Source organism: Anaerolineales bacterium, assembly GCA_015075725.1.
In the GTDB taxonomy this organism is placed as follows: Bacteria; Chloroflexota; Anaerolineae; order Anaerolineales; family Villigracilaceae; genus Villigracilis.
The window spans coordinates 1,743,337-1,756,679 of record JABTTV010000001.1 but is presented as its reverse complement, the minus strand read 5'-3'; the positions used below and the strand labels follow the sequence as shown (position 1 = coordinate 1,756,679).

16 protein-coding genes are annotated in these 13,343 nt (G+C 53.3%); 4 read left to right on the top strand and 12 right to left on the bottom strand.

What is annotated here, in order from left to right; translation table 11 throughout:
- Positions 1-153 precede the first annotated feature (153 nt).
- The 4 genes from HS100_08480 to HS100_08465 are packed head-to-tail and all read left to right on the top strand — an operon-like array spanning position 154 to position 2,769.
- Complete coding sequence (locus tag HS100_08480; protein MBE7433941.1) at positions 154-672, top strand: hypothetical protein; 519 nt, start codon at positions 154-156, stop codon at positions 670-672.
- An 18-nt stretch (positions 673-690) separates the two neighbouring features.
- Positions 691-1,569: a MerR family transcriptional regulator gene (locus HS100_08475; protein ID MBE7433940.1), complete on the top strand. Its 879-nt coding sequence runs from the start codon at positions 691-693 to the stop codon at positions 1,567-1,569.
- A gap of 34 nt (positions 1,570-1,603) precedes the next feature.
- The gene (locus HS100_08470) at positions 1,604-2,275 is read left to right on the top strand and encodes a hypothetical protein (GenBank protein ID MBE7433939.1); all 672 of its coding nucleotides are present in this window, start codon (positions 1,604-1,606) and stop codon (positions 2,273-2,275) included.
- Positions 2,272-2,769, top strand: a complete 498-nt coding sequence (locus HS100_08465; GenBank protein MBE7433938.1) for a hypothetical protein — start codon at positions 2,272-2,274, stop codon at positions 2,767-2,769. Before HS100_08470 ends, HS100_08465 begins: the two co-directional genes overlap by 4 nt.
- A gap of 21 nt (positions 2,770-2,790) precedes the next feature.
- Here HS100_08465 and HS100_08460 read toward each other — a convergent pair whose 3' ends face one another.
- The 12 genes from HS100_08460 to HS100_08405 all read right to left on the bottom strand — a co-directional run bounded on the left by HS100_08460 (position 2,791) and on the right by HS100_08405 (position 13,315).
- Positions 2,791-3,462, bottom strand: coding sequence for an SDR family oxidoreductase (locus tag HS100_08460; GenBank protein ID MBE7433937.1), 672 nt, complete (start codon positions 3,460-3,462; stop codon positions 2,791-2,793).
- 2 nt (positions 3,463-3,464) lie between these two features.
- Positions 3,465-4,214 (bottom strand): GTP cyclohydrolase II, encoded by a 750-nt coding sequence (gene ribA / locus HS100_08455; GenBank protein MBE7433936.1) that lies wholly within the window; start codon positions 4,212-4,214, stop codon positions 3,465-3,467.
- Positions 4,215-4,249: 35 nt separating this feature from the next.
- Positions 4,250-4,936, bottom strand: a complete 687-nt coding sequence (locus HS100_08450; protein ID MBE7433935.1) for a dihydrofolate reductase family protein — start codon at positions 4,934-4,936, stop codon at positions 4,250-4,252.
- A gap of 79 nt (positions 4,937-5,015) precedes the next feature.
- A complete protein-coding gene (locus HS100_08445; GenBank protein ID MBE7433934.1) occupies positions 5,016-6,614 on the bottom strand; it encodes a hypothetical protein in 1,599 nt (532 codons plus the stop codon).
- The gene (locus HS100_08440) at positions 6,611-8,110 is read right to left on the bottom strand and encodes a M1 family metallopeptidase (GenBank protein MBE7433933.1); all 1,500 of its coding nucleotides are present in this window, start codon (positions 8,108-8,110) and stop codon (positions 6,611-6,613) included. The genes HS100_08445 and HS100_08440 overlap by 4 nt, the downstream gene beginning before the upstream one ends.
- Before the next feature lie 73 nt (positions 8,111-8,183).
- Positions 8,184-8,624 (bottom strand): SRPBCC family protein, encoded by a 441-nt coding sequence (locus HS100_08435; protein MBE7433932.1) that lies wholly within the window; start codon positions 8,622-8,624, stop codon positions 8,184-8,186.
- 157 nt (positions 8,625-8,781) lie between these two features.
- Positions 8,782-9,153: a VOC family protein gene (locus HS100_08430; protein ID MBE7433931.1), complete on the bottom strand. Its 372-nt coding sequence runs from the start codon at positions 9,151-9,153 to the stop codon at positions 8,782-8,784.
- 41 nt (positions 9,154-9,194) lie between these two features.
- Positions 9,195-10,127 (bottom strand): AraC family transcriptional regulator, encoded by a 933-nt coding sequence (locus HS100_08425; protein MBE7433930.1) that lies wholly within the window; start codon positions 10,125-10,127, stop codon positions 9,195-9,197.
- Positions 10,124-10,963 (bottom strand): metal ABC transporter permease, encoded by an 840-nt coding sequence (locus HS100_08420; GenBank protein MBE7433929.1) that lies wholly within the window; start codon positions 10,961-10,963, stop codon positions 10,124-10,126. The genes HS100_08425 and HS100_08420 overlap by 4 nt, the downstream gene beginning before the upstream one ends.
- The gene (locus HS100_08415; GenBank protein ID MBE7433928.1) at positions 10,947-11,771 is read right to left on the bottom strand and encodes a metal ABC transporter ATP-binding protein; all 825 of its coding nucleotides are present in this window, start codon (positions 11,769-11,771) and stop codon (positions 10,947-10,949) included. The genes HS100_08420 and HS100_08415 overlap by 17 nt, the downstream gene beginning before the upstream one ends.
- Positions 11,772-11,913: 142 nt before the next feature.
- Entirely contained in the window at positions 11,914-12,849 is a 936-nt protein-coding gene (locus tag HS100_08410) for a zinc ABC transporter substrate-binding protein (protein ID MBE7433927.1), read from the bottom strand.
- 46 nt (positions 12,850-12,895) lie between these two features.
- The gene (locus HS100_08405; GenBank protein ID MBE7433926.1) at positions 12,896-13,315 is read right to left on the bottom strand and encodes a transcriptional repressor; all 420 of its coding nucleotides are present in this window, start codon (positions 13,313-13,315) and stop codon (positions 12,896-12,898) included.
- Positions 13,316-13,343: the final 28 nt, after the last annotated feature.

Below are 13,343 nucleotides of genomic sequence, written 5' to 3'. Positions count from 1 at the left end.
AATACAACAGAATCCTCGCGTCGGAAAGATGACACGTCCAAAATCATGATAAATTAGACCTTGACTCTCCTGTTACCGGAGGATGTAGACTGATGCTGGTTTACTTCCATTTCTGTACAGTGCGCCGATAGGCGCCTGCGAAAGGAGATTGACATGCCTGCTTCAAAGTTTGCTTACAGTTCGGCCGCTTTCTTTACCGCTGGTATGGTTGTCATTTTCACAATGGGTCTACCAGAATTCGAAGGACAGCCTCCATTGCCAATTAATTTGTTCACACTGTTTGCCTTGATCTTCCACTTGGCGATGTTACCGGTAATTGCGGCATTGCCCGCCCCATCGTGGGCGAAGGCATCGGGTTTTACGTGGGTTGTTGTGGATAACATGCTGGTCTTGTTATCGTTTTACAACACAAGCACAGAACTTATCTCGCCGCTTCGAATGGGCGTTCATCTTGCCACAGCGACATGGATATTTGGTGCAAGCGCGACTCATGACGGCGCATTACGCTGGGTTGGTTTCCTCGTTGTGATCGCGATGGCTGGCGTTTCGCTGATTGGTCCGTTCTTGGGCAGTTCAGTTATGCAAGCATCAGGTCCCGGCGCGTTGTTATTGATCATCTGGATTGTCATGGCAGGTAATCAACTCGGAAAGTCGAATGTTGTTGCGCAATGATTTTATAATCGCCTAACCATGCTAAAGATCGGAGAATTCTCACGCCTCAGCCAGGTGACGATCAAGACCCTGCATCATTACGATGAACTGGGGTTGATCAAACCCGCCCACATTGACCCAGTCACAAACTATCGTTTCTACACCATCGAACAACTGCCGCGCATCCATCGCATCATGGCGCTCAAGGAAATGGGGCTCTCGCTCGAGCAGATCGGCATCATGCTCGAAAGGGAGTTGTCCACGGACGAGATGCGCGGCATGCTGCACTTCAAGCAGGCGGAGATCCAGCAGGAGATGCGCGAGCGGCAAAGGCAACTCTCGATGGTCGAATTCCGTCTGCGGATGATCGAAGCGGAGATCAACTTCCCCGAATTGGATGTGGTGATGAAGCGCCTCGAGCCGATGCGCTGTTTGTCGTTTTTTGCCGCGCCTCACACAACCTTGGAGAAAGGACTGGCATACAGATCCATGGTGGTGTCCACCGTTCAAAAAGCCATCGCTGAGGGAGTCATCCAGCATACCGGAGTCGTGATTGACATCTTTCACGGTGAGACGATCCTCCCTTTTACATCGCCTGATATCAAAGACACACAGCATGAAATATTGCTCGGCGTGAAGAACACACAAGAGGCGATCAAACTGAAAGGCATCGGTCAGCTCAAGGTCAAGGAGGAACCGGGGGTGGAGACCGCCGCCACCGTAATGCTGGAAAAATCCGACCTCAAGGATATTGCAGGACATACCGAAAAAGCGACTTTGCTTCGGCGTTGGGCGGTCGCTCACGGATACAAACCGCATGATTTGATTCGATATTTGAGCCACCGCGGCATCCTCGATTCACCCAACCCGGAAGAATATGTTATCGAAGTGCAATTGCCGGTGGATGCGGAGGAATGAATATGAGCCAGGATGGCTTCGAAAGTGAAAAATCATGAAGACAAATCAGGATATTAAAAGTCCCGCTCACCCCTTTGTTGCCGGGTTCTGGCTGATTCCCGCCATACCTGTATTTGCATTCGTTGTGTTGCCATTCATGACGGCAGTCGGCGTGGACGATTTATATACGCCTGTGGGAGTCACCGTCATGTTCATCGTGCATTTCGCCGCCGGATACATGTGGGCGCATACACTGGGAACGCGGTCGGGGCTTCCTCCTAACAAGGTGATGAATATCTTCGGCGGATTCGGCTTTGCATTTGGAGTTGTGGGTTTGCTTATCCTATATACAGCCGGTTTCCCGATAGAAAATGCCATAAATCGCTGGCTTGAATCGTTCGAAGGGGCTGGCAACCTCGAATTCGGGGCGTTGTTCGCCCCATGGACCGGATTGGCTTGCGGGATTTCAGGCTTCGCATTGGGACTTGGGTTAAGAGATATCAAACTCGCGCTAAAACTTTTGATCTTGGGTTTCCTGACTGGACTTGGTTTGTATCTCGCGATCATGTTCACGATGGAATTGCTCGGTATCAAGGTCGGCAGTGGAAAACCGGTGATGTTGCCGACAACTTTCCTGTCCATGTGGTCGGCGGCTTTGGTGGGAAGCGCGATATTTGGAAGGATGTTGGCGAAAGTAGCAGCTATTGAAAGGAGAGAGCCGGCATGAATACAGAATCTTCCGTTCCGTTCAATTGGCGTTCCCCCTTCGATCTCAATCATCCCGCAGGCGGAATGCTTAGCGGACTCGTTGCCGGGTTGATCGCCGGAATTGTTATAGGAATTGCCGCCCGCCTGGTCATGCGGATCTTTGCGTTAACCCTGGGAGGGACGCCCATATTTACAATCGAAGGCACACTCGTCATAATCAGGGCTGGCGCAACCTTTGGAATCCTGATCGGGATGATTTTCGGTTTCTTCCAGCCTTTCTTTTCGGGCTCCATTATCAAGAAGGGTTTGAAATATGGTTTGTTCTGGTCCGCGGTCATGGCCGTGATGCAGGTTGCCAATCGGGAAGCAATTGAAGAAGCACCCTTGATGCTCGTTCTTCCATTATCTGCTATTCTTCCCATCCTATATGGGATTATCCTGGGCTGGCTGACCGCCAAATTAATCCCAAAAGAACAAATGAATGGAAATGCGCTTGCCCAAACGCTGACGTAAGAAGTAGCCACCGGGAAGGATTCAATACAACGGAATCCTCGCGCCGGTGATCTTGCCCGCTTCGTCTGAAAACAGATATTGCATGGCTGAGACGATCTCGACGGGAGGTGTGCCTTTGCCTTCGTTCTTCACATCGATAGCCTTTACCTGGATGATATTCACCGACACCTTCGCCTCTTTCAACTCCGCGGCGAGGGAAAGCGCCATGTTCTCCTGCGCCGATTTGGCGGCGGTGTAGGCGCCGGATTTGCCGGGCGGGTTCGGGACGGTCGAAGCGGAGACGAGGATGACCCGCCCCCAACCGTTTTTGGAGAGCGGCTCTTCGAAGGCTTTGAACAGGTTAAACGTAGTCTGCACGTGCTGGTTGAGCATGAACTCCAAATCGTCCTGAGGCGTTTCAGTGAAAGTCTTTCCGCCGACCCAGCCGCCGACAAGATGGAACAAGGCGTGGACACTGCCAAATTTTTCGACCACAGCCGCGGCGGAGTCCTGAAGCGCCGCTAAATCGAGCAGGTCAACCGTTTGGGTGAAGAGTCGGTCCGGGGGAAGATCCATTTCGCGGGCGAGTGAATCCAATTTATTCTTATCGAGATCGAGCAGGGAAAGGGTATGCCCCATGCCCGAAAATGTCTTTGCGGTCAGGCTCCCCAGCGCGCCTGTCGCACCAGTGACAACGATCGTCCTTCGTTCCATTTTCAGTCCTGATACATCGCCTTGACCTGATCGTCCGTCATTCCTTCGACGATCGCGGGGTCGCTCTGTTCAGGCAGGTGCTCCTTGCCGTGAAAGTCGATCATGTGGCCGGATTTTTCGGCTTTGGTCTGCAGATAAAAGAGATTGTGCTCGTTCGTTGGCAGGAGGTGCGGCAGGCGCTCGTTGATCTTCACGCCGTGCTGTTCGAGTTGGGCGATCTTCTTTGGATTGTTGGTCATCAACTGAATGGACTTCACCTTGAGAGAATGGATGACATGCGCGGCAACGGCGTAATCGCGCTCATCGTCGCGGAAACCGAGCGCGAGATTCGCCTCGACGGTATCGAGTCCTTGATCCTGCAAAGCATAGGCGCGGACCTTATTCGTCAGGCCGATGCCGCGTCCTTCCTGGCGAAGGTACAACACCATGCCGCGCTCCATTGCGCCGATCTTCTTCAAGGCCGCTTCGAGCTGGTCGCGGCAGTCGCAGCGCAGCGAACCAAGCGCATCGCCGGTCAAACATTCCGAATGCAAACGCACCGGCACATCCTCCGCGCCGATCACATCGCCCTTTATGATCGCGACATGTTCCTTATCGTCCCTGTTGTTCGAAAATGCCACGATATGAAAATCGCCAAAGCGCGTGGGCAGTTCCGCCACCGCTTCGATATGGACGCAAATGCGGTCTTCGCCGTACCCTTCACATTCGTGACAGCAATCTTCTTCCAGCAGAACCTGGATTTTTTCATGCATCAATGTACTCATGCTTACCTCTCCAATGACCGCATTCAGCGGCCCATAAATTTATACTTCAATACCACTCCGCCGTCGTCCCATTCCTCGACCCCGGCGAGTTTCATCTGTAATGCGTCCCCGTGCAGCAACCCAATGCCGTCGGCGGGGGTGGGCGCAGTGGCACCGCCAAAGATCATCGGGGCGATATAGATCATCAATTCATCGACCAATCCCAAGCGCATGAGTTCAAAGTTGATCGTCCCGCCGCCTTCCACCATCAAATGATCCACGCCGATCCTTTTCAATGTTAACACCATGTGATTCAGATCGACACGTGGGGCTTGGTCCACAAAAACCCTGGCGCCCAGCGCCTGCAGTGCTTCGAGTTTCGATATAGATGTCCGCGATGTCGTGAATATTACCAGCGACGAATCGCCTGCCTTAATGAAATCTGAGTCTTCCGGGATGTCTGCGACCGTAACCACCCCAATCTTGATTGGATTCGGCGAACGTCCCTGCCGGATTCTCCCCTCGCGCAGCGCCTCGCTCTTGACCGTGAGTCTGGGCGCCTCTTCCAGAAGCGTCCTCCCGCCGACAAGGATTCCATCCGCCGAGGCGCGCAATTCATCCACACGCTGTTTATCCCGTGCGGAAGAGATCGCCGCGCCTTTGCGGGCATACGTATCGATCTTCCCGTCCGCGGTCATCGCGACGTTGATGAAGACGTAAGGTCGGTTCATATTGTGATTATATGACCACTCGTGCATAGTTGGCGTTCTCTGACGCCGATATGGGACGTTCTCTAACGTCCCCTACGCATCAATACGATCCCGAAAAATAACTGGCGATCAAATTGTCGTAATTGACGTTGATCGTCTCTCTTGCGAGGGCAAAGAAATCCGCGGTTGTGGCATGGCCGTAGGCATGTCGCGCGGCGTAGGCTTTGATGAACTTCGAGAAGTTGCCATAGCCCATCAGTTCACGCATATCGTCGAGGAAGAGCGCACCTTGAAAATAAACGGCATTGGTGTACGCGCGGAAGGAACCGTAATCGTAGATGGTCGCATCCACGTAGCCGCTCGGCTTGAAATAATTGACACGGAATTGCCACCACCACGAGATATTGGCCGGGTAGTTATTCTCGAAAAAGATGCGCTCGCTGTACGTGGACAGGGCTTCATCGAGCCAGGGTTCGAGGGCGTGGTCGTTGCCGACCAGGCTGTACCACCATTGATGGGCAATTTCGTGCACGCCGATGGTCGTCAGATTACTGCGGGCCGAGCCGGTGTACTGGCTGTAAAAATCGGTCGAGAGAAATATCAACCCGTCATACTCCTGCCCGTCGTCCATGTCCGATTGCACGATGGCAAGGGTCTGGTGCGGGTAGGGCGCAAATTCCGCCGAGTAGGTTTGAATGGCTTCGCTGGCGTAGATCAACATGTCGCCACCGCCTTTTTGGTAGCCGTTGAAATAATAGGAGCGGATGCTGATATTGCCGACCGTGGTCTCATTGACGATGAACTCATTGCTGGCGGAGAGCGCCAACGTCCGTGCGCCGTACATGCGGTATCGAGTCCATTCGCCGTTGGCTTCGGGGGATGCACCGACTGCAAGGATCACGCCGGGGTCGGTCTTGATGTTCAACTCCACATCCGATGAGTCATACACGAGGTGTTCGCCCCAGGACATGGGGTCGTGTAAAATCCAGCCCCCGCGATTTGGAACGATAAACGGATACCAATCGACAAGATTGATCTGGTTGAAATCGTAGCCGAAGACATCGCCAGAGCCCTTTTGTGGAATCTTGAGATTGAAACTGAGAGTGATCGTCGTTGCCGCGCCGGATGGTAACGGCTGGTTCAGGGTCACGCCCAGGCGCTGTCCGCTCAGGGAATAGGAAGTCATAGCCGTCCCATCCTGCGCGATGGAATTCAGAGTGAACGCGCCGGTGTAGATATTCGGCTGGATGGAGAAAACCAGGTCGGATAAAGTCCCGCCGGTGTTGTTGTAATAGCGCACCGTCTCATCTGCGGAGATCGATCTGTTCTTGAAATCAAGCGTTGCATTGATGATGTAATTCGTGCGTGAAGAAGTAACAGGCGGAGATGAAGGTGGGGGAGGCGCATTCACCGTCAGCGTGGAAGGAGGCGATGTCAATGTCGCTGGCGGCGGAGAGGTAAACGTCATTGTTGGAATCGGCGATGAAGTAAAGGTCGGGATCGGCGTACTGGTTTGCGCCGCGGGCTGGAACGGAGTGGCCGATTCGGAGCGTTCATATGTCGGCAGGATGAATTCCGCGAAAGGAAGGGGTGTGGATGTTGGAGTGGCAGGCGCGGCGCAGGCAGGAAGGAAAGAGGAAAGAAGGAAGAAGAAAGTGATGCGTAATGTGTTATTCGTGATGCGTAAGTTCTTTTTCATTGATAGACGCTGCGGAAGTATTGGTTGATGAGGTCGGAGATGTCGGTCGCGCCTGCGTTGGCGCGAAGGATGCGAAAGAAATCGTTCCCGGTGACGATCCTGCCGCGACCCTGGTTGAGATAATCCTGAAGGAAGGCAAAGAAGGCATCATCGCCGATGCGCTCGCGGACTTTTTCCAGAAAGTGCGCTCCCTGAAAATAGGTGGCGTTGGTGTAGGGACGAAACCCCTGCCCTTCGTAGATGGGAATATCCACGAAGCCCTCCGGCTTATAGAAATCGATGCGATACGACCACCACCAGGATACCAGGTCGGGATATGTGCTTTCGTAATAAACACGTTCACTGTATGTCGCCAGGGTCTCGTCGAGCCAGGGTTGAAGCGCCTGGTCGTTGGCAACCTGCTCGAACCACCATTGATGCGCGGTCTCATGCACAGCGACAAACGTCAGATAATTGGCGGGCGTTCCATCATACAGGTTATAAAAATCGCGGCTGAGATAGAAAAACGCCGAGTATTCCATGCCGTCGTTGAAGTCGCCCATCACGATGGCGAGGCTCTTATGAGGGTAGGGTCCGAAACGCGCGCCATAGACCTGCAATGCCTGCCCCGATGCCTGCAATGCCCCCTGCCCTCCCGCTTCGTTGAAAGCGAAGTAATAACTGGTGAGCGTCACATCACCAACCTGCGTGCTGGATGTTTGAAAGTCGCGGCTTGCGGCAATGGCAAAGGTCCGCGCGGATGTGATGGTGTAACGAGTCGAACCATCGGGCTGCGCCTCGGGGACTCCGCTCGAAGCGACGATGGGAGCCGAAGCCGGGTCTGCAAATTTGAGGGTCATTTCGTAATCTGCTGAATCGTAAACAAGATGTTCACCGTAATACCACGGGTCGTGCAGGATCCATTCGCCGTCGATGTTCGGGACGATGAACGGATACCAATTGATAAGATTGACCTGCCTGCTGGTATAGCCGTAAATGCGCGGACGGGAAACGTTCGGGTCTTCCTGCTCGGCGAAGGGAAGGCTTAACGTGTATTGAAGTTTGATCTCAACGACTCCGTTTGCAGGGAGAAGAGAAGCGAGAGCGATATCGAGTCGCTGCCCGTCGAGCACGTAGGTCGTCACAGGCTGCCCGTCGATGACAATTCCGGTCAGAGAGAAACCTTCATCCCACAGGTTCGGCGTGACGGCAAGGACGAGAGCGCTGAGTTGGCTGCCGGTCAGGTTGGGATACTGAATGGCCTGGTCCACGCTGACGGTATGGGCATCGTAATCCAATGTGGCATTCAATATATATTTTGCGCGTTCGAGCGCAGGCGCAGGAGTGTTTGCTGGAAGTTGAGTTTCCGCAGCGGCTGCGGGAATTGTCTCAGTAACGGAGGTCACGAAGACCTGTTCGCTAGGCGCTGCCGTATTGACCGCCTGATTGGAGGAACACGCGGCAACCAATAGGATGGCGGTAAAAAGGATGATGATCGATTTTTTATGGTCATGCATGGGCGAGATTGTAACAAAAAAACCGTAGAACAAGTCCATGGACTTGTTCTACGGTCATAAGAATTTGAGTGAATCAGCCTTCGATGGCTTTCTTCATCTGGGCAAGGGTCGCGTCGAATCCGGCGATCATCTGCTTCTTCATCATATCCTCCATGCCGGGCATGGACGGCATGCCGGGAGGAGTGAGAACCGTTTCGGTTTGGAGGATGAGCTTGGTACCACCGTTTTCCGCTTCGAGGATATTGGTGCTGACCATGTCCGAAGCGGGCGGGGTGGCAATGGTTTTTACGCTGTAAAGTTTATTCTTCTCGAAGCCGACCACCTCCGAAGTGATGACATTCACGGTGCCGTTGGCGGCTTTGACGGAGGTCATGATCCTGGTGCCGAGCTTAAGGGGTCCATCCGCTTCTACGCTGGTGACGTACTGGTTCTTCTGCCCTTCGATATTCGTGATATGGGCGAAGACCTTTTCGGGGGAAGCCTTGATGAAGATGGAATTTTCGATAAGCGTCATGGGTATATCTCCTTTGTTTTTGTGAATTTGATGGCGGTATTATCACGGAAGCCCGCCAAACCCACAATGAACTTAAGGGGCATTGGCCTCATGACCATTGGTACTAGGGTCAGAAGTTCATCTGTCTTTCTGTTTTACATCCTGTGATTTCAACCAGTTACACATGCTGGTCTACAAGGATGGCATTCCCATCGGGATCCACCAATGTAAAACTCGCCGGTCCGGTGGTCGATTCATCGGCTTCGCTGGTCAATGCCACACCCTGAGCTTTCAATTTCCGCTGGAGTTCGCGAATGTCTGTAAAAGAGGACAGGTTTTGGGCATTTCCGTCCCAACCCGGGTTGAAGGTCAATATATTCCCCTCGAACATGCCCTGGAAAAGTCCGATCACACAATCGCCGTTCTTCATGATCAACCAATTCTGTGAGATATCCCCGCCAAATGGTTCGAAGCCAAGTTTTTCGTAAAAGTCCTTCGAGGCTTTGATATTTTTGACCGACAGGCTTACCGAGAATGTTCCGAGTTCCATGTTTATTTCTCCTTGTGACGATAAATAGAATCAGATTGCGACTACAAAGCCACAATTGGGATGGCACAATCCATGTCGTAGAAATCCCAGCCAAGTTCGGAAGGCAGACGACGGTAGATCTCCATGGCAGGCAGGTTTGCCGGTTGATAGCGGCTGTTTGGAAGCCAATGCCGGAACAAATACTGAAGGGCTTTATCTTCCTGTTCGATTCCGCCGAGGCAGTGGAGGCTTGCCGCCTCACAAGCCGGGAAATCCAGAATATCCACTTCGCCTTCCGGCTCAACTTCACCCGGCACCTTCAAACACCAATCAAACCTGCAGAGATTCAACGGTGTGATTTCGGGATCGTCTTGCGACATGCCGTAAAGAGTGGTTTCGGACAGATCACCAACATGCCGTGAATACCAATCACAAAGGCGATGAAATGCACTTTTGACACGGTTGAAATCCGCGTACGAGTCAAATACACGGATGTACGCCAGCCTTTGCGCCGGGAGGGAGCGAACCTGGACATTAAACAGGTCGTGTCCCTCGAATGTTTTCAAACTTTCGGCAGTATAGCGGGGAAAGCCGTCAAGGACTTGACCATTCTTGCTGTTTTTCAGTGGGCTTTGGCGATCCCATCCCCGGGCAGTGATTCCAAACTGCTTCTTGAACGCCCGGGAAAATACGGAAGCGGAGCGAAACCCGCATTCGTAGGCAGCGGCAGTGATGGAAAGCTCAGGTGCAGAACGCAATAAAGCGGCGGCTCGTTCCAGGCGCAGGCGGATTGCCATATCGCTGACCGTTTCTTCCGTGAGAGCCTTGAACACCCGGTGGAAATGAAAAGGCGAAAATCCAGCTACCGCTGCCAACGTCTCCAGGGACAGTTCTTTATCCAGGTTCCTGCGGGCATGGTCAAGCACGGCATTGATCCGCTGGATATAAATATTTTCCTGTTGAGGACGTGTGGATATCGCGCCTTTGAAGGTCATCCGCCCCGGAACTTTTTCCACCCAAAGGCGATCAAAAAGAAGACGGTCGCTGTCAAGACGACCGCCGCGCCGGAGGCGATGCTGAGATAGAACGAGAGATACAAACCGATGATCCCTGAAAATGATGCAATAACCGCGGCAAGCATCATCATGTGCGACAGGCGATGCGTAAGTAAATACGCCGTTGCCGCGGGAGTCACAAGCATGGCGACCATCAATGCCACGCCGACGGTTTGAAGCGAAACGGCAACGGTCACAGCGATCAGGGCGAGGAGCAGGTTATTTAGAAATCCGACCGGGAGTCGCAGCGTAGCGGCCAGGGTGGGGTCGAAGGAAAGGGTCATGAATTCTTTGTAGAAAGCAAAGATGACAAGGAGTACGACTCCCCCAAATATCAGAATCAGCCACAAGCTTTGTACCGAGACGGACAACACATCCCCGAAAAGGAAATGACTCAAATCCACGGCGTAGCTGCGAACTGTGGATATCAAGGCGATCCCCAGCGCGAACATCCCGGCGAAGATAATGCCTATGGATGTATCTTCCTTGATCTGCGAATTCTTGCTGATGGCGCCGATCCCCAACGCCGCAAGGACGGATGTTCCCAATGCCCACCAGAAAAGCACATCCTTATCTCCGCCGCTGATCAGATACCCCAGTGCAATGCCGGGCAATATGGTATGGGCAAGCGCATCGCCAAAGAACGCCATACCGCGCAGAACCATGTACGTACCCACCACCGCGCAGACGATGCCAACGAGGATCGCGGCAGTCATTCCGCGCTGCATGAATTCATATTGAAGCGGGGTTGCAAGAAGTTCAATGATTGTGTTCATGCTCTTCGCCGTCGCAACAATCATCAATACTCAAAACGACCTGCCCGTCGACCGGTTTCAATCTTCCGCCATAAGCGCGCAGGAGATTATCGGTATGTAACACGATTCCCGGCTCCCCAAACGCCACCAAACGATGATTCAAAAGCATGATCCTGTCAAAATGTGTCGCCGCCTGATCGAGATCGTGAGTAGCCACCATGACGGTGACTTTTTCCGCCTTTAGACGATCCAGCAAATCAAGCAATCCCTCCTGCGACGGGGCATCGAGCCCGGTCAATGGCTCGTCCATTAACATCAATTCCGCTTCCTGGGCAAGCGCGCGGGCGATGAACATGCGCTGCTGCTGACCACCCGAAAGCTGGCTGATCTGCCGCCCGGCGAGATTAATCAACTCGACCGTTTCGAGGGCGTGATTCACGATATCCCAATCGCGCTTGTGAGGAAAATTGAACGGACCCAGTTTTGCCGAGCGCCCCATCATCACCACGTCGGCCACACTGACGGGGAAATGCCAGTCCACCTGGTTGCGCTGCGGGATATAACCGATGCAAACATGTTTATTCGGTCGTGTTCCGTAGATGTTCACTTCCCCGGAGGTCGGTTGCAGGACACCGGCGATCACTTTGATCAATGTGCTCTTCCCCGCGCCGTTCGGTCCCACGATGGCGACACGCTCGCCTTCATGCAAGTGAAAGGTGATGTTCTCCAGCGCGTCCCGGCCGTTATAGCGGAAGGTCAGATGCGTTACATCCAGAATGGGTTGGTCATGTTTGTGGTTTGTGTTTGGGTACATGTCTATTCCTGTCATTGCGAGGAGGAGCGAAGCGACGACAAAGCAATCCACCGCGTTCATGGAGATTGCGTCGCAAGGCGACGCTTCGGGCTGGGTCTCGGGACGTGGCGCGACGAACACGTGCCACTACTCGACCATCAGCCCTCGCAAAGACATCTTACTTCAACGCATCAGCGATCTGCGTGACATTATATTTCATCATCTCGATATAAGTCGCTGCGGGAGGCCCGTCGGTCAGAGTTTCAAGATACAGGTCTCTGACCACTTTTATATCGGTCTCCGACGCGATCTGTTCGGCGAGAGAGTCGTTCTCCACCTCGCCCAGGAAAATGGCTGGAGCACCCGATAATTTGATCCTCTCAATCGCGGAAGCGACTTCCTGCGCCGAAGCGCTCGCCTCGGAACTGACACTCGGCAGGATGGTATCCACGATCGTGAACCCGTACCGCTCCGCAAAGTAACCCAGCGCTTCATGGTTTGTCACCAGCAGGCGTCGTTCAGCGGGAACTGATTCCACTTGCGATTTGATGAAGCTATCCAAATCTTTCAATTGGGCGATATACACCTCCGCATTGGACCTGTAAACTTCAGCCCCGCCCGGGTCTGCCTGACTTAACCCGTCACGGATGTTTTCCACATAAGTGATGACGAGATTCGGGTCGAGCCACATATGCGGATCGACCGCCTCATGTTCTTCTTCGCCTGCATGTTCCTCGCCCGCGTCTTCCTCCATGGGGTGCGGTTCCAGCCCATCCGAAGCGACGATCACAAGCCGTTCGCCGTCCGCATTTTCGAGCAGCGGCTCGATGAAGTGCTCATATTCGATGCCATTCAGGATCAAAATCGTACTTTCCGAGATCTTGACCACATCCGCAGGTGTGGCTTGATAGGCATGCGGATCTGAGCCGATCGGAAGCAAAGAAACAACTTGAGCGCGGTCGCCCGCCACGTTTTGGGTAATGTCTGCCAGAAAGGTGGTGGAGGCGAGGACGTTCAAGGCGTTGTCCGCGTTTTGAGGGACAGATCCGCACCCGGTGAGGAGAAGAGCCGCAAGGGTCAGGGTCACGAGAATGGTATTGAAAACTTTTTTCATTTAGAACTCCTAAATTTTATCCCCCACAGTGTGAGGGATTTGATGTTTATCTGCAATTTGCACACAGACCGAACAGTTGCAGCCAATGTTCCTGAATTTGATAACCGGTCTTTTTTGCAATCGACCTGGTCAGCGCGTCGAGGTCATCGCCTTCGAAGAACTCGACCTGACCACAATGCTGGCAGAGTAAAAGATGCTGGTGCCCAATCCCCGCGGCAATGAACGCGTGACAACCCATTGGTTGATGCACGCGCTGAATGAGATGCAGTTCCTCCAGTTTCTCGAGCGTGCGATAGACAGTGACCAGACCCAGGGCGCGATACTTCTTCCGCGCCGATTCATAGACTTCCTGCGGTGTCAGGGAATGGGTCGCGCCAAAGACGGTATGCACCACCGCCCGCCGCGCCGCCGTGATGCGGTATCCGTTGTCGTGCAGCTGCTCCAGCCACGCTTCAGAAGAAGTCATTGGGGATTTCCTTACTGAAAACCATTTT

What these genes read in the sequence shown, in the direction of transcription:
- HS100_08460 (MBE7433937.1), bottom strand. Translation starts at nt 3,462, where the DNA reads ATGGAACGAAGGACGATCGTTGTCACTGGTGCGACAGGCGCGCTGGGG.
- HS100_08425 (MBE7433930.1), bottom strand. Translation starts at nt 10,127, where the DNA reads ATGACCTTCAAAGGCGCGATATCCACACGTCCTCAACAGGAAAATATT.
- HS100_08435 (MBE7433932.1), bottom strand. Translation starts at nt 8,624, where the DNA reads ATGACGCTTATCGAAAATTCCATCTTCATCAAGGCTTCCCCCGAAAAG.
- HS100_08480 (MBE7433941.1), top strand. Translation starts at nt 154, where the DNA reads ATGCCTGCTTCAAAGTTTGCTTACAGTTCGGCCGCTTTCTTTACCGCT.
- HS100_08415 (MBE7433928.1), bottom strand. Translation starts at nt 11,771, where the DNA reads ATGACAGGAATAGACATGTACCCAAACACAAACCACAAACATGACCAA.
- HS100_08445 (MBE7433934.1), bottom strand. Translation starts at nt 6,614, where the DNA reads ATGAAAAAGAACTTACGCATCACGAATAACACATTACGCATCACTTTC.
- HS100_08405 (MBE7433926.1), bottom strand. Translation starts at nt 13,315, where the DNA reads ATGACTTCTTCTGAAGCGTGGCTGGAGCAGCTGCACGACAACGGATAC.
- HS100_08410 (MBE7433927.1), bottom strand. Translation starts at nt 12,849, where the DNA reads ATGAAAAAAGTTTTCAATACCATTCTCGTGACCCTGACCCTTGCGGCT.
- HS100_08450 (MBE7433935.1), bottom strand. Translation starts at nt 4,936, where the DNA reads ATGAACCGACCTTACGTCTTCATCAACGTCGCGATGACCGCGGACGGG.
- HS100_08440 (MBE7433933.1), bottom strand. Translation starts at nt 8,110, where the DNA reads ATGCATGACCATAAAAAATCGATCATCATCCTTTTTACCGCCATCCTA.
- HS100_08470 (MBE7433939.1), top strand. Translation starts at nt 1,604, where the DNA reads ATGAAGACAAATCAGGATATTAAAAGTCCCGCTCACCCCTTTGTTGCC.
- HS100_08430 (MBE7433931.1), bottom strand. Translation starts at nt 9,153, where the DNA reads ATGGAACTCGGAACATTCTCGGTAAGCCTGTCGGTCAAAAATATCAAA.
- HS100_08475 (MBE7433940.1), top strand. Translation starts at nt 691, where the DNA reads ATGCTAAAGATCGGAGAATTCTCACGCCTCAGCCAGGTGACGATCAAG.
- HS100_08420 (MBE7433929.1), bottom strand. Translation starts at nt 10,963, where the DNA reads ATGAACACAATCATTGAACTTCTTGCAACCCCGCTTCAATATGAATTC.
- ribA (MBE7433936.1), bottom strand. Translation starts at nt 4,214, where the DNA reads ATGCATGAAAAAATCCAGGTTCTGCTGGAAGAAGATTGCTGTCACGAA.
- HS100_08465 (MBE7433938.1), top strand. Translation starts at nt 2,272, where the DNA reads ATGAATACAGAATCTTCCGTTCCGTTCAATTGGCGTTCCCCCTTCGAT.